Genomic DNA, 13792 nt, shown 5'->3' on the forward strand with positions numbered 1-13792 from the left:
TTATGATGACTCAGGTGCCTACACTTCAATCCCACCCCGGAACTCGGCGACTTGCTCCGCCGGCGCCACCGCGTGTTTACGTGTGGCACCGCACGGACCTGATTTCTACGCTGCTGGTTGCCGTGCTCGCGTTTGCTACGCGTTTCATTGGGCTAACTGCTCCGACGTCGTCGGGTACGCCGATTTTTGATGAGAAGCATTACGTACCGCAGGCGTGGGATATTGCGAAGGCCGGAACGGAGCTGAACCCGGGCTATGGCCTAGTGGTGCACCCGCCGTTCGCGAAGGAGATTATTTCTTGGGGTGAGCAGCTCTTTGGCTACACCCCGATGGGTTGGCGCGTGATGGCTGCGCTATTTGGCGTGGGCACGGTGCTGATGATTATGTCGCTGGCGCGCCGACTTTCTGGCTCCTGGCAGGTGGCTACTTTTGCGGGCATAATCGCGGTTTTCGATGGTGTCTTGCTGGTCACGGCGAAGTTCGGCATGTTGGATATCTTCCTCACTTTCTTCGTGGTGGTTGCCGCGTGGGCATTGGTGCGGGATCACCAGCAGGTGCACAACCGGCTGCATGAGGCCTGGGCCAACGGCATGCTGGGCAACTCACCGTTTGGTCCGCGCATCGGTTTTCGCTGGTGGCGTTTCGCCGCCGGCGTTGCGCTCGGTCTTGCGCTGAGCGTGAAGTGGTCTGGCCTGTACTACATGGCATTTTTCGGCCTCGCCACGGTCTTTGCCGATTTGTGGTTGCGCCGCCGCTACGGCGTCAAGCGCTATGTTGTGGGAACTTTGCTTCGCGATATCCCCGCCGCCCTCGCCTCCATCGTCGCCTTACCGGTAGCACTGTATTTCTGGTCTTGGCGCAATTGGTTCGGTACAGAAACCGCCGTCTACCGCCACGCGATGCACGACGGCACGGTCCCGCGCGAATCACTGCTGCACGTGTTGCCGGATCCTCTGGCCAGTTTCTTCTATTACCACCAAACTGTGCTGGAGTTTCACTCCTCGCTAACTACCTCAGGCGGACACAAGCATCCGTGGGATTCCAAGCCCGTGGAATGGTTGGTGGCTGGACGTCCGATTCTGTATTACTCCAACACGGATCTGCAGTGCTTTGATGGCAGCACCTGCCGGCAGATGATCTACCTGTTCGGCACCCCGATTATCTGGTGGCTGGTCATCCCGATCCTGCTGTGGTCACTGTGGTGCGTACTCATGCGCAGCGACCGCCGCTTTGTTGTCCCACTCATCGGCTTCGCCGCCGGCTACCTGCCGTGGCTTGCGGCCTATGACCGCCAGATGTATTTCTTCTACGCCGCCCCACTGATTCCGTTTGTCATCGTGGCACTCGCGCTCATCCTCGGCCAGTTAGCGGGCCACGGTAAAGTAGTCCGCTGGCTCCTGCCATCGCGCGCCCCCTGGGGCACCATCGCCGTGTACTCGTATCTTGGCGCTGTAGTCGCTATGTTCGTCTACTTCTCCCCGATCCTCTACGGCTACACCATCCCCGACTCCTGGTATGAGTCGCTGATGTGGATGGAGAACTGGCGCTAAACTCCACGCAGAACACCCCACCAAGAGCTCAAATCTAAGAACGAAGGTGTTGCTTCCTAAAGGCATCACATCACCGGAATTAGGCCCCAGTGTTTGCCCGGTATAGATATCTCCGCCTAGTGAGGAAGCGAGCAGCAACGCTGTTGGCGCGACTTCTTCGACTTTGCCGAAGTGCCCAATGGGCAATTCTTTTTGCTTCTCATCACGCCACTGCTGGGTAATACCGCCAAACAATGGAGTCTCAATTGGGCCCGGCGCGATGGCGTTGACCAGGATATTGTGTTCTGCCAAATCCAGAGCCATTGATTTTGTCATACCGATTACTCCGGCTTTGGCCGCCACGTAGTGTGCCAAGCTGACTGCCCCTTTGATGGCCGTTTGGGAAGCAATATTGATGATGCATCCGCCACCACGTGTGACCATATGCGGCGCCGCGAAGCGTCCCGAGAGGAAGACTCCTTTGAGGTCGATTCCTATTGTTCGGTCAAAAGTTTCCTCGGTCATTTCGAGGAAGTCTTGCTGATCAAGGGTTCCTGCTGCAGTCACGGATGCCGCCGAATTCGGAGGCAACTTCATCCATTGTCTGCTCAGAGGCCGCGGCATCTGTGACATCGAGGGTGCAAGCTTTCGCAGTCTCGCCATTGTTCACAATCTTCTCGGCTATCTTTTGCGCGTTCTCTAGATTGAGATCGACTACCGCAACGGGCGCGCCGTGCTCACCAAAAAGTTCTGCAATAGCAGCACCGATGCCGTTTGCGCCACCAGTAACAACTGCAACTTTGCCGGTGAGTTGAGGTCCAATTGCCATCTTTTCTTCCTTACTCCTTAAGTCAGTATTGTGTGTCTGCTTCTGTTTCAATTGACTGGACTAACTTGTCCAACGCACCGTCTGACCACCATCGACAATAAGCAGCTGCCCAGTAACAAACGCAGCATCGTCAGAAGTCAAGAAGCGTATTGCTCGTGCACATTCTCTAGTGGTGCCAACCCGTCCCCAAGGGATATAGCTTCCCGCAGCGTCCAGGCCATCCTTACCCAGAGAATTCTTGCCATCCACTGATTGTGGGCTTTCAATCAGGCCAGGAATGATCGTGTTCGCGCGAATCTGTCGCGGAGCAAGTTCAACCGCTAATGAGCGACACAGCCCCTGCAGCCCTGACTTCGCCGGAGGCTAGTGGCCGTGGAGTACTTGTGGTCTTCGCAGGAGGGATTAATCCTGCGCGAGGAACAACGAAACTTCACACAACAAATCCTTCCCCCTTCGGTGGCGTCGCCCCATGCGGTTCAGTTACCGATACTCCTGCTTCTGCAGAAATAAGTGGGGATGGATCATCTCGCTCTATCAAACAGGTCAGTTTTCATTCTTTTCCTCGCCGAGCACGTCCGATTGCGCTTCCGCCTGAAGCTTTCGACTCAACTCGCGTTGATGTCGTTGTCTCTCACCCAGGGAGCGACGCGGTTTCGGCCGAAGCCTGCCTTGATGCTGGCGCTAAGGGAGTAATCCTTTTGGGCACAGGCGCAGGAAATGGAAATCATGCCTGGTTGGACTGGGTAACTAAGGCGGTAGCGTCCGGTATAACAGTCGGATTGTCGACTCGAGTTCCAGAGGGTGCCGTACTCCCGCTTTATGGAAGCGGTGGCGCATCTGATCTTCTCAATGCCGGCGCGCTGTCTATGGGGAGCCTCCCCTGGTCGCAGGCAAGAATCCTGCTTGCATTGTTGTTATCTCAGCAGCAAGTCATTTCACCTGATGTCTTAGCTGAACACATTTAATTCTCTGCACTTCAAATTTGAAAGGTCCAAGATCATGAGCAAGAAAATAACTATCGCGTTCGGCATCGATGTCGACGCAGTCGGTGGCTGGTCGGGTTCCTACGGCGGTGAAGACTCTCCTGGCGACATCTCCCGAGGCGTTTTCGCTGGTGAAGTAGGATCCCCCGTCTGGTTAAGTTGATGAAGAAGTATGACCTTCCAGCTACTTTCTTCTGGCCAGGACATTCCATTGAGACTTTCCCTGAGCAGTTTGACCTCACGGTCAATGAAGGATTTGAGATCGGTGTCCACGGCTATTCACATGAGAACCCTCTGGCGATGACCCGTGAGCAAGAAGCAGACATCCTCGACTACTGCATTGACCTGATCACCAACCGCACTGGTTCCCGCCCAACTGGTTATGTTGCACCGTGGTGGGAGTTCTCCCACGTCACCAACGAGCTGCTCATTGAGCGCGGCATCAAGTATGACCACTCTCTGATGCACCGTGACCATGAGCCGTACTACGTCCGCGTGGGTGACTCTTGGACTCCAATTGACTATGACAAGCCAGCCTCCGAGTGGATGAAGCCACTTGTTCGTGGTGAGGAGACCGACCTTGTTGAGATTCCAGCCAGCTGGTACTTGGATGACCTTCCTCCAATGATGTTCATCAAGTCCTCCCCTAACAGCCACGGCTTTGTTAACCCACGCGATGTTGAGGAAATCTGGCGCGACCAGTTTGATTGGGTTTACCGCGAGTATGACAACGCAATTTTCCCAATCACCTTGCACCCGGATGTCTCCGGCCGCCCGCAGGTGCTGCTCATGCTGGAGCGTCTCATTGAGCACTTCAAGTCCCACGACGGTGTTGAGTTCGCAACCTTCGATCAGATTGCGGATGATTTCCTCGCGGCGAATCCTCGCGATAAGAAGTAAGTTCAACGCTCTTTAGAGCAAAAGCACGTCAAGGAGGTTTGTGCCGTGTGCGGTGCGTGTGGAGTGAAACCCGATTGGGCCGGGCCGATTGTTGCGGGCCCGTTGCGGCGGCGCGACATCGCGCGTTGTCTCAACGCTTTGGTCTCCAATGTGAAAGTCTCTGAGATTTCACGCGGTTGGATGGTTAAGAAACCAACCGGTGCTAGCACCCCGGCACAAACCCTCGACGAGCTAATTCAAGCTTTGATCCCTCAAGCACGCCACCGCAGTTGGGAGGAACTAGAACAGGCTCTGTTGAATATTCCAGCTCCGCAGCGGATCGAGGATGGCAGTTCTCCGTGGCTCAGTACGGATATTCAAGGCGATAACCCGCCCGAAGTACTCACTAAAGTTAAGCATCTTCCAGCACATATGAAGCTAGCCGCATTTGCCCTCGGTGCTCATACCTGCGCATTCGAAGGCGCTGTCACTGCCACCTTCGGTGAAGGACAACACCTCCAAGCACATCCGGGGCATCTCTCCCACCCCTAAATACTTTCCAAACTACGCCACTGAAGACAGCCCTCTAGTATTCGATTTCTTTGGTGTCAGCCAGGATTCTGGCGTTCGGCCGACAATTTTCTTCCCCAGCTCAACTCGCAGGTTTGCGAGGAGCTGGGTTTTGTTGTCGGTACCTAGCTGCTTGCATCGTCGTGCGATCCGCGCAGCTCGATCCGCGCAGTCATTCAATGCGTGACCGTTGTGTCCACGCACCCAGGTGAAATGCAGTTCAACGCCCTCAGCGGTGAGCCGCTTAATCGTCTTTTTGAGGACAAGGCCGGAGGTTGACTGCAGGCTCGTGCGACCCTGGATGTACTGAATAGCCTGGCGGGAATCGGTCAGTACTTCGAGTCGCTTAACATTCTTTCCAAACTGCTGCAGGGCGAAATTGATGGCGGATAGTTCACCATCGAAAATCGAGTTCAACTCCATTTCGTGCGTCTTAATTATGCCGCAGGAGTTCACTGCAGAAAGACCTACGGTCTTACTGTTCTTGCCCTTGGAAGCATCCGTTGCCACCACAACAAGTGGGGTTGGCTCCTTTTCAATCTCGCTCGGCAGTGGACGCTTTTCGCGTCGCTGCTTGTGGTGCGAAGCGCTGCAGACATCCCAGGTCTTACGGAACATCGAGCCGGTGATGGTGTCGCGGATGAGAAGGCCATCGAAAAGCTCTTGCTGCTCTTTCAACAGGTTGCGAACGGTCCGCGAAGACACATAAAGCACTAGCCCCTGCTCACAGTAGACATTCCACAAATCCAGAAATGCATCAATCATCTGCGCGCGTGCGTCGTTGGTACTAACCGTGTGATTCCAGGATTCATGGACCATTCGGCCATCAACAGCTACGGACAAAATAGTCGCACCATCATTGGAAAAGCGATTTTGAAGAATCACCGCGGTTGCACTCATCGGTCTTGCCTCTCTTCACGGGGTCTTTGATGACTCACAGTATGTACGGCGACTTAGACATTGATGCATCACGTATTCGAATTGCTCGAACGATTTGTGCGCCTTGGTGCGGGTAACGGGGCTAGTGAAATGCCAAAGCGCTGTAATACAATGCAATGCCGGTTAGAGTTTCTTCCCATGAGCTCCCGCCAATCTGCCCGCGTGTTTTTGGGTGTCACTCTCCTGCTATTTACCGCGGGCTGGGCAGCCAACCATTTCTCTTCCGTGCTGGTTTTGATCCGTGACCAAGAGGGCGTTTCCAGTGTCATGGTCAACGCTGCCTTCGGCATTTACGCGCTGGGAATGCTGCCATGTCTGCTCATCGGCGGCATGTTGGCGGACCGTTGGGGACCACGCTTTGTGGTTCTTACCGGCGGAATTTTATCAGCGCTGGGCAACCTCATGTTGTTGTTCCTCCACGAGGGACTGCTCATCTTGCTGGGCAGGTTTATTGTCGGCACCGGCGTCGGCCTGGTTGTCAGCGCCGGCACCGCGTGGGCCGGCCGGCTTCGCGGCGGCAGCGGTGTGACTCTCGCTGGAATCATTTTGACCCTCGGCTTCGCCATTGGCCCCATTGTGGCCAGTGCCGTTGGCGTAATGACTCACAGCGAGGAGCTGCTCTTCGCGCTGAGTGTTTCTCTCTCCGCTTTGGCAGTTGTAGTTGGCCTGCTGTTGGGCGATGCACCGCGGGTCCCTATTAGTGGTGGCACTGAAACCATCAAAGCCCAGGCCCGTAGTCTGCGCAAAGCTCTTGCGGTCTCACTGCCCATGGCTATTTGGGTATTTAGCTGTATTACAACGTCCATCGTCATCCTTGCCGCGCGCGCCGCAGACAATTTCAACAGCCCCATCCTGTTGCCAGCCATCTCCTCCGCCCTGGCTTTTAGCGCCGGATTAATTGCACAGTATTCGGGCCGCAAGTTTGCGTGGGGCCGTCAAACCGGCACCGCCGGTGCGCTGTTTGCCACCGTCGGCTATGGCCTTGCCGCCTTCGGTGGCGAGACTATCTCCGTTCCGATGTTCGTCATCACTGCAGTACTGCTTGGTACCGCCTATGGCCTGTGCCTGCGCGAGGGACTACTGGGCGTCAACACCTACACTCCTGTGGAAAAGCACGGCACCGGCATTGGCTTCTATTACGTCTTCACCTATTTCGGGTTCGCGTTCCCGGTACTCTTTGACGTGATTACTCCGCGCGTTGGCTACGCTGCCCCACTGATTGTTATTGCTGTGCTCGCATTCGCCTCTGCAATACTTCGCGCGCTGCAAATCAAGCGCGGTTATCTGGTCTAGCTTGGAAGGAGCCGGCTTCTACGTTGACGCGATGCTAGTGCGGGTCGGCGGAAAGATTCTTCCACATCTGGCGGATGAAGAATCCGCGGTCAGCCAGCCACATCCAAAACATCACGAGAGCTGAAATGCCCATTCCACACAGGGTGTAGACCTGGCTGATGCTCAAGGTTCCCAGCGCGACATCGCGCATGGCAAAACCAGACAGGAAGAAGAAGGCGGTGGCCACAACGGGCAACAAGCCGCCCACTAGGTGCGGGCGCCAGGCACAGAAAACCATGCCAGCAGCAAAGCCCAAACGCAGCCCAGCTGCTTCAATGAGATGCTCTGCCTCCACCTGGTTAGCATCTGGGTTGAGCAAGGCTCCGCCCTCGGCCACGCCGGTGAATGGGCCCGACGCGATGATGAGGGTAACTGCCCAGATAAAGAAGATAGTCGCCAGAACCACCAGAGCTACGCGCGCGCCAGCCAGGCTGGCCAAACGGCTGCCCGAGACACGACGCCACTCTGGTTCAACTTCCGCCAGGATGGTCTCTGCAAGCTCACGTGTGGGTTCTAAAGGCTTATTCGGCGTCAGTGAGAACGACAACTTTGCGGCGCGTTCTTGGAATGCCTTGCACTGTGCACAGTGGGCAACGTGGGTGTCAATGACGTCATCTTCTAGGTCATAATCCTCGCCGTCCATGCGGGCGGACAGGGCGTCTTGGACCTGGTCATGATTCAACACGACTTAACACCCCATCTAAACTCGCACGACCAGAACCGAATACTACAACCATCAATAATGCCACGCACAGCACGACGGTGTACTCGAACCCGCCTTCTTCCACGAAAAAGCCGTTGCCAAAGTGAACAAAGTACACCGACAGCGCGCACAACACCGCAAGCATGCCGGCGGCAAATGTAGCGAGCAAACCAATGACCAGCATTGTGCCTGCGGCGAGCTCACCGATGGCGACGACCCACCCGAAAATCTGCGGCTGCGGGACACCCCACGCCGAGAATTGTCCGATGGTGTCATCCATGCCTGGAAAGAAAAGCTTGTCCACGCCATGGGCGATAAACACCAGTCCGAGTACTACGCGGAAGATTAGCAGCGCAGCATCGCGGACAATGGGTGAGTTCATGGCTATCAGATTACCCGGTTAACCACGCTCCAACGAAAGCGCGGGGTGTGAGATTCTCAGTGGCAAAAGCTCAGGGAACGTCTGCACAGAATTTGAAGTCTAGATCCACATGACAACTACTAATGAGAACCCAAACAATACTGAATCAGCCATCGATGATGACACATCCTTCAACTCCTTCAACGGTGATTCGAGCTTCGATGATGATGTTTATCCCTGCTGGGCGCGCACCTCACCGCTGAGCCGTGAGTACTTTGACCATGAATGGGGTCAGGCTCTTTATGAAGAGCGCGAGCTCTACGAACTAATTGCGCTTCTGGGGTTCCAGGCCGGCCTGAATTGGTCCATGGTGCTTAACAAGCGTGAGCGCCTGCGCGAGTGCTTCCACAACTTTGAGCCAGATGCTGTTGCAACATTTACCGATGACGATGTTGAGCGTCTGCTCAAAGACAAGACCATGATCCGCAACAAGCGAAAGATTTCAGCCGCAGTGACTAATGCCCGTGCCACCGTGGAGCTTCGTGAACACGGTGGACTATCCGCCTTTGTGTGGGCGCATGACCCCAACTCCGCTTATGCCTGCGAGACAGTCAGGGATTTGATTGGAAGAACTCCCGAGATTTCTGAGCTCGCCACAGAGTTGAAGAAACGCGGCTTTACGCAGCTTGGTCCCCGACTCATTGCTGCACTCATGCAGGCAATCGGCATGGTTCCAGCTGTCCGCAGACAGTCAAACGCCGCCTAATACCGATGCACCCGAAATTCACCTAGAAAACACTCCAGCGCGCATCCCCTGCAGAACCTTTAGTTCTGGGGAATGCGCGCTGGAAAGGAAACTACGAAGAGTTCTTACTTTCGAATTTATAGCTTTCGGCCTAATAGCTTTGGATTAGCCAACGCGGCGGGAAGCGAGGTCATCACGACGCTGACGGCGTTGGGAAGGTCGCTGCGGGGCTTCTTCGACTTCCTCGTAAACCTCTGGAAGGTGATCCCAGTCTGGGCTGCTGTCATCAATTTCTACAATGACTGCACCGGGGCGGCGAAGCGAACGAGGGATAGCTAGTTCTTCATCCTCAGCGGAACGAACACCAAGGCGTGCGCGGCGCAGCTGTGCAATACGGCGGGCACGTAGCTGTTGTTCCTGACGGACCTGAGTACGAAGCGCAACCAGGTAAGCGACGGTGAGACCGCCGGCAACTGCAGCAGTCCACCACAGCCAACCGCCGAATACGATACCCAAAGCAACAGTCAGAACTACAACGAGTGCAAGACCAAACAGCGTGCGCTGACGACGCTGGTAGCGCGTTGCTTTGTTCGCTGCATCCGCCTCAGGATCCCAGCCGCCGCGGCCCACGCGAGCCTGAGCGAACTCAAGTTCTTCCTCAGACAGCTCACTGTCAGAACCTGCTGCAACGTAGCTGTCCTCAAACTCATCGTCATATTCTGCAACCTCAACTGGCTGCTGAACCGACTCTTCTGCGTCAATGTCAGCATCAGCGTCAGCAACATTATCGTTGTTGTCGATGTTGTCGGCGTCGGAGGATGCGTTGTCAGCGTCGGCAGCGCTGTCCTGGTGAGAAGAAGTGGTGTCTTTTGCCTCGACGAGGTCGGAGTCAACCGCACCCGGATACATCATGTCCACTGGTGACAGGTAGGTGTCATCCATGTCGTAGGCATCATCCGCCAGCTCATAAGCAGCTGGCGCGGTGAATACCTGGCCTTCAGAAGCCGCTACAGCAGAAGTCTGCTTTTCATCTGCCTCTTCAGTTTTAGGCTTAGCTTCTTCGCGTGGCTCGTCTTCGAGCAAGATGTCATCATCTTCATCGAGCAGCTCAGCGTCGTCATCAATAAGCACTGCGGAAACTGGAACAGCATCTGCCTTTGGCTCATCAGCCTGAGTATTTTGCTTCTCAGCTTCAATGTCGGTGAGGTCAGCGTCAGTGAACTCGGCATCAACAACGTCTGCGGAATCTGTTCCCTCGGCACCATTGATGTCCTTGGTGTCGATGGTGTCGACCTCGTAGACGATTTCACCTTCGATGGTTTCGGCTTCTACTGAATTGTCTGCTGTGGTGTCGGCTGCTGTGGTGCCGGCTTCGGCGGTGGCAGCGGCTTCGGTGGCCTCAGCGGTCTCTGCGGATGCAGCGTTGTCGTATTCGGACTTGATGCGTGCAGCAGCGCCGGCAATGGTCTGCTTCTCAGCCTTGACATCGCCGAGTTGTGCGTATTCTTCGCTGGTGGTTGCTGAAGCGGCATCGTCGGCTGCGGAGGCATCGTCAGCCTGTGACTTCTTGGCGGCATCGGCTTCCTTGCGAGCCTTGATGCGCGCTGCCTTGGCAGAAAGCTTTGGACCGCGGTTGGACTCCAGCACACCAGAGTCACCCTCAAAGAGGACTCGGGTGTCATCAAATGCTTCGCCGGTGCGGCTCATTGGCTTTTGGCCACGCAACAAAACGGGAGCCAATACCAGTAGCCACACCACGATGATGAGAACAATCGCTAATCCTGGAGACACGAGCCTCAGCCACCTTTCAATCTTCCGGTTAAGGGATAGACAGTAAATCTCATCCCAGATTACGTCCCTCACCGAAGGCTTCTTCCCTGCCACGCCGCAGGCATGGGTCAATGCGGGCAATTGCCAGGAGATTCTAAGCGCGAACCTTGGCTATTTGTCGCTGGCGAGGCGACCAAGCACGCGGCCTGAGGAGCACAGGCGGTCAAGTGCTGTGGTGGAGTAGTCCTCGCGGGTAATCGCGACAAAATGATGGTCACGCCACGCACCATTGATGTGCAGGTTGCGGCGCAGATAGCCTTCCTCACGGAAGCCATTAGCGGCAAGAACTTTGCCCGATGCCGGGTTTTCCGGCATATACGTCGCGGTAATGCGGTGCAAGCCCACGCGGCGAAACGCGTGGTCAACACCTAAACCGCACGCGGCGGTCGCCACACCGGATCCGGTGAACTTGGAATAGACCCAATAGCCAATCCAGCAATCACTAATTCCACCATGCTGAATGTTGCCCAAAGTGAGCTGCCCCGCAAACTGGCCGTTGGCCTCAATGACCATGGGGACAATCTGCCCAGCGCGCGCACTGGTGCCCAAGTAGTGAAAGTGGCTGCGCCAGTTGGCGGCAGAATGCGCGTCTTTCCACGTGCCCATCGCGGTGGGTTCCACGGGACGCAGAAACTTTTCATCGCGGATGCGCTGCGTACGCCACGCGTCCTTATCGCCTGCAACAAGTGGGCGCAGACGTAAACGAATACCCTGCGGAAATTTCTTCGAATCTGGAAGTAGTACCAGAGGCGTAACTTCCGGCCACCCGGGATGGAACGGGTGGCGCTGGGAGGAAGGTTCGGGGCTCAGGCGCGGAAGGCGCCAGCCAATAGGATCAAACACTGAAGGTCTTATCCTGGCTAGCTGCGCTGCGATAAGAAGACAACGTCCACAACATCACCCGGGCGAATAGCCGTGACATCTTCAGGAACACGAACCATAGCGTTGGCCTCAGCCAGACCGGCCAACAAGTGCGCTGGTGCACCGGTCGCACCGGATAGCCCCTCCACCAAGTAGTCGGAGGTTTCCGCATCACGCATCAAACGAGCACGGATAAATCCACGGCGGCCTGGCCGGGACTCAATGTGGTTCAGCGCGCGGGCGCGCACCACGCGCCGATTCGCCACGCGCTTGCCCAGGCTCAAACGAATCAGTGGGCGCACGAAAGTTTCAAAAACCACCAGTGCGGAGACTGGGTTAGACGGCAACAAGAAGGTTGGGGTGCGCTCTTCACCCAGCAATCCGAAACCTTGAACTGAACCCGGATGCATGGCAACACGCGTGGTATCCACATCACCGAGTTCATCGAGCACCTTGCGGATAACCTCAGAGCCCGCACCGCCCACGGCACCGGAAATCACCAGCACCTCCGAGCGTGACAGGTAGGTTTCCAAGGTTTCTTTGATTCGGCGGGGCTCGCCCTGTGCAATGCCGACGCGCTGAACATCCGCGCCAGCTTCTTTCGCGGCAGCGGCCAGCGAGTAAGAGTTAACGTCAAAAATCTGACCCAGACCTGGTTCACGGTCAACGTCAACCAGTTCCCGGCCGAAAGACAAAACGGTTACGCGCGGGCGTGGATAGACCAAGACTTTGGAACGCCCCACAGCAGCTAGTAGACCAATCTGGGCAGGGCCCAGCACCGTTCCGGAGGAAACAGCGACGTCACCCGGCTGGATGTCATCGCCGACGCGGCGCACGAAGTCACCTGAGCGCACCGGGCGGTGCGCGGTGACACGTTTGCGGCCACGGTCGGTCCATTCCAGCGGCAAGACGGCATCGGCAAGCGTGGGCAATGGCGCACCCGTGTACACACGAACTGCCTGACGCGGCTGCAGACGAAGCGGCTGGCGGGAACCAGCGGGCACCTCACCGACGACGGGAAGGGAGCGCTCAATTTCCACACCCTCTTCCACTGGCTGCGAACCGATGGCTTTTTCGCCACCGACATCCACAGCGCGCACGGCGTAACCATCAATGACTGCCTGCGGAAAGCCCGGCAGCGGCTGATTAGCTTGTACTTCCTCAGCGCACATTAGCCCCAAGGCATGAGCAATCGCCGTTCGGACCGGTTCCGGCTTAACCGCCGCATCCATTACCAATGCCAGCTGTTGCCCCACAGAGCGCATAATTTACAGGCCCTTCTCTGCCTCGTAATCAGCAATAATCTTCTTCAACTGCGTATACAACGCAGGACCATACACATCCGACTTCAAACCAAAATCAACATTAGCCGGAATATAACCACCAGGATTACCCAAATCATGACGAGTACCCTGATGCACCACAACATGCACCGGCTCACCCTCCTGGATCAGCAACTCAATCGCATCCGTCAACTGCAGCTCACCACCTTTACCCGGGGTGATACGACGCAAAGCATCAAAAATCTTGCGATCCAGAACGTAACGACCAGTAGCCACCAAATTCGACGGCGCATCAGCCGGATCGGGCTTTTCCACCATCCCGACAACCTTCTTCACCGACTCATCATCAGTGTCCTGGACATCAAACACGCCATAGTTGAAGGTCTGCTCCCGCGGAACCTCCACAGCCAACAACACCGAACCGCCGAGCTTATTACGCACTGCAACCATCTGCTCCATCGCAGTCATCGGCAGCACAATATCATCCGGCAACATCACACCGAAGAACTCTTCATCCTCCGCCAACACAGACTCAGCCAAACCAACAGCATGACCAAGGCCCAACGGCTTATCCTGCTCAACCGCAATCGGATTCAACAAAGAATGCGCACGCTTAACCTTCGCCGACTGAGTTTCTTTACCGCGCGCTTCAAGCGTTTCAACCAAATCTGGGAACGCCTCAAAATGCCGCATAACCTCTTGCTTATTAGGAGCAGTAATAATAGCCAGCCTATCGGCGCCAACAGCAGCAGCTTCCTCAGCAATAAGCTCAATACCCGGGGTATCTACCACCGGCAACAGCTCTTTCGGCACAGTCTTCGTCGCCGGCAAAAACCTAGTTCCCATTCCAGCAGCAGGAACAACAACGGTCCTTACCCACGCAGAAGCATCCTCGCGATCATTAACCATAACGAACAGCTTACATTCTGACCCCTGCCTTTCCGTGTT

General features: G+C 56.0%; 13 protein-coding genes and 3 pseudogenes. 6 read left to right on the forward strand and 10 right to left on the reverse strand.

Annotation, left to right across the window (positions count from 1 at the left end):
* Nucleotides 1-5 precede the first annotated feature (5 nt).
* A complete protein-coding gene (locus CCASEI_RS09900) occupies nt 6-1550 on the forward strand; it encodes a dolichyl-phosphate-mannose--protein mannosyltransferase (RefSeq protein ID WP_225868468.1) in 1545 nt (514 codons plus the stop codon).
* 147 nt (nt 1551-1697) lie between these two features.
* On the opposite strand, the pseudogene CCASEI_RS15615 reads toward CCASEI_RS09900, so the two are convergent.
* The 3 genes and pseudogenes from CCASEI_RS15615 to CCASEI_RS14795 form a co-directional block, all read right to left on the reverse strand.
* A pseudogene (locus CCASEI_RS15615) lies at nt 1698-2192 on the reverse strand (SDR family NAD(P)-dependent oxidoreductase); the annotation flags it as partial.
* Entirely contained in the window at nt 2074-2358 is a 285-nt protein-coding gene (locus tag CCASEI_RS15620) for an SDR family NAD(P)-dependent oxidoreductase (protein ID WP_025387889.1), read from the reverse strand. The pseudogene CCASEI_RS15615 and the gene CCASEI_RS15620, both read right to left, overlap by 119 nt.
* Before the next feature lie 60 nt (nt 2359-2418).
* Nucleotides 2419-2715 (reverse strand): annotated as a pseudogene (locus CCASEI_RS14795) (SDR family oxidoreductase); the annotation flags it as partial.
* Here CCASEI_RS14795 and CCASEI_RS15245 point away from each other — a divergent pair.
* From CCASEI_RS15245 to CCASEI_RS09915, 3 genes and pseudogenes are all read left to right on the forward strand, one after another.
* Nucleotides 2682-3323, forward strand: a complete 642-nt coding sequence (locus CCASEI_RS15245) for an asparaginase (protein ID WP_169731181.1) — start codon at nt 2682-2684, stop codon at nt 3321-3323. The pseudogene CCASEI_RS14795 and the gene CCASEI_RS15245 sit on opposite strands and share 34 nt — an antisense overlap.
* A 34-nt stretch (nt 3324-3357) precedes the next feature.
* A pseudogene (locus CCASEI_RS09910) lies at nt 3358-4241 on the forward strand (polysaccharide deacetylase family protein).
* Nucleotides 4242-4304: 63 nt separating this feature from the next.
* Nucleotides 4305-4772, forward strand: a complete 468-nt coding sequence (locus CCASEI_RS09915; protein ID WP_038574641.1) for a hypothetical protein — start codon at nt 4305-4307, stop codon at nt 4770-4772.
* 12 nt (nt 4773-4784) lie between these two features.
* Here the strand turns inward: CCASEI_RS09915 and CCASEI_RS09920 are convergent, their stop codons facing one another.
* Nucleotides 4785-5690 (reverse strand): RNase H family protein, encoded by a 906-nt coding sequence (locus tag CCASEI_RS09920; RefSeq protein ID WP_025387891.1) that lies wholly within the window; start codon nt 5688-5690, stop codon nt 4785-4787.
* Between the two features lie 177 nt (nt 5691-5867).
* Between CCASEI_RS09920 and CCASEI_RS09925 the strand changes: the two genes are divergently transcribed.
* A complete protein-coding gene (locus CCASEI_RS09925) occupies nt 5868-7022 on the forward strand; it encodes an MFS transporter (protein WP_025387892.1) in 1155 nt (384 codons plus the stop codon).
* A gap of 34 nt (nt 7023-7056) precedes the next feature.
* Here the strand turns inward: CCASEI_RS09925 and CCASEI_RS09930 are convergent, their stop codons facing one another.
* Together CCASEI_RS09930 and CCASEI_RS09935 are read right to left on the reverse strand one after the other, a co-directional pair.
* Nucleotides 7057-7746, reverse strand: coding sequence for a membrane protein (locus CCASEI_RS09930; RefSeq protein ID WP_025387893.1), 690 nt, complete (start codon nt 7744-7746; stop codon nt 7057-7059).
* A complete protein-coding gene (locus CCASEI_RS09935) occupies nt 7733-8146 on the reverse strand; it encodes a DoxX family protein (protein WP_025387894.1) in 414 nt (137 codons plus the stop codon). The genes CCASEI_RS09930 and CCASEI_RS09935 overlap by 14 nt, the downstream gene beginning before the upstream one ends.
* Before the next feature lie 109 nt (nt 8147-8255).
* Here CCASEI_RS09935 and CCASEI_RS09940 point away from each other — a divergent pair, with 109 nt between their 5' ends.
* On the forward strand, nt 8256-8891 hold the full coding sequence (locus CCASEI_RS09940; RefSeq protein WP_025387895.1) for a DNA-3-methyladenine glycosylase I: 636 nt from the start codon (nt 8256-8258) through the stop codon (nt 8889-8891).
* 144 nt (nt 8892-9035) lie between these two features.
* On the opposite strand, the gene sepX is transcribed toward CCASEI_RS09940, so the two are convergent.
* The 4 genes from sepX to CCASEI_RS09960 all read right to left on the reverse strand — a co-directional run bounded on the left by sepX (nt 9036) and on the right by CCASEI_RS09960 (nt 13753).
* Nucleotides 9036-10661: a divisome protein SepX/GlpR gene (sepX, locus tag CCASEI_RS09945; protein ID WP_025387896.1), complete on the reverse strand. Its 1626-nt coding sequence runs from the start codon at nt 10659-10661 to the stop codon at nt 9036-9038.
* 150 nt (nt 10662-10811) lie between these two features.
* Nucleotides 10812-11543 (reverse strand): GNAT family N-acetyltransferase, encoded by a 732-nt coding sequence (locus tag CCASEI_RS09950; RefSeq protein WP_025387897.1) that lies wholly within the window; start codon nt 11541-11543, stop codon nt 10812-10814.
* Nucleotides 11544-11560: 17 nt separating this feature from the next.
* Complete coding sequence (glp, locus tag CCASEI_RS09955) at nt 11561-12826, reverse strand: molybdotransferase-like divisome protein Glp (protein WP_006823006.1); 1266 nt, start codon at nt 12824-12826, stop codon at nt 11561-11563.
* 3 nt (nt 12827-12829) lie between these two features.
* Nucleotides 12830-13753, reverse strand: a complete 924-nt coding sequence (locus CCASEI_RS09960) for a UTP--glucose-1-phosphate uridylyltransferase (protein WP_025387898.1) — start codon at nt 13751-13753, stop codon at nt 12830-12832.
* Nucleotides 13754-13792: the final 39 nt, after the last annotated feature.

Source organism: Corynebacterium casei LMG S-19264 (genome assembly GCF_000550785.1).
Lineage (GTDB): Bacteria > Actinomycetota > Actinomycetes > Mycobacteriales > Mycobacteriaceae > Corynebacterium > Corynebacterium casei.

Excerpts from the sequence above, each read along its gene's own strand:
- CCASEI_RS09900 (WP_225868468.1), top strand. The coding sequence starts at position 6 with ATGACTCAGGTGCCTACACTTCAATCCCACCCCGGAACTCGGCGACTT.
- CCASEI_RS15620 (WP_025387889.1), bottom strand. The coding sequence starts at position 2,358 with ATGGCAATTGGACCTCAACTCACCGGCAAAGTTGCAGTTGTTACTGGT.
- CCASEI_RS15245 (WP_169731181.1), top strand. The coding sequence starts at position 2,682 with ATGAGCGACACAGCCCCTGCAGCCCTGACTTCGCCGGAGGCTAGTGGC.
- CCASEI_RS09920 (WP_025387891.1), bottom strand. The coding sequence starts at position 5,690 with ATGAGTGCAACCGCGGTGATTCTTCAAAATCGCTTTTCCAATGATGGT.
- CCASEI_RS09925 (WP_025387892.1), top strand. The coding sequence starts at position 5,868 with ATGAGCTCCCGCCAATCTGCCCGCGTGTTTTTGGGTGTCACTCTCCTG.
- CCASEI_RS09935 (WP_025387894.1), bottom strand. The coding sequence starts at position 8,146 with ATGAACTCACCCATTGTCCGCGATGCTGCGCTGCTAATCTTCCGCGTA.
- CCASEI_RS09940 (WP_025387895.1), top strand. The coding sequence starts at position 8,256 with ATGACAACTACTAATGAGAACCCAAACAATACTGAATCAGCCATCGAT.
- glp (WP_006823006.1), bottom strand. The coding sequence starts at position 12,826 with ATGCGCTCTGTGGGGCAACAGCTGGCATTGGTAATGGATGCGGCGGTT.
- CCASEI_RS09960 (WP_025387898.1), bottom strand. The coding sequence starts at position 13,753 with ATGGTTAATGATCGCGAGGATGCTTCTGCGTGGGTAAGGACCGTTGTT.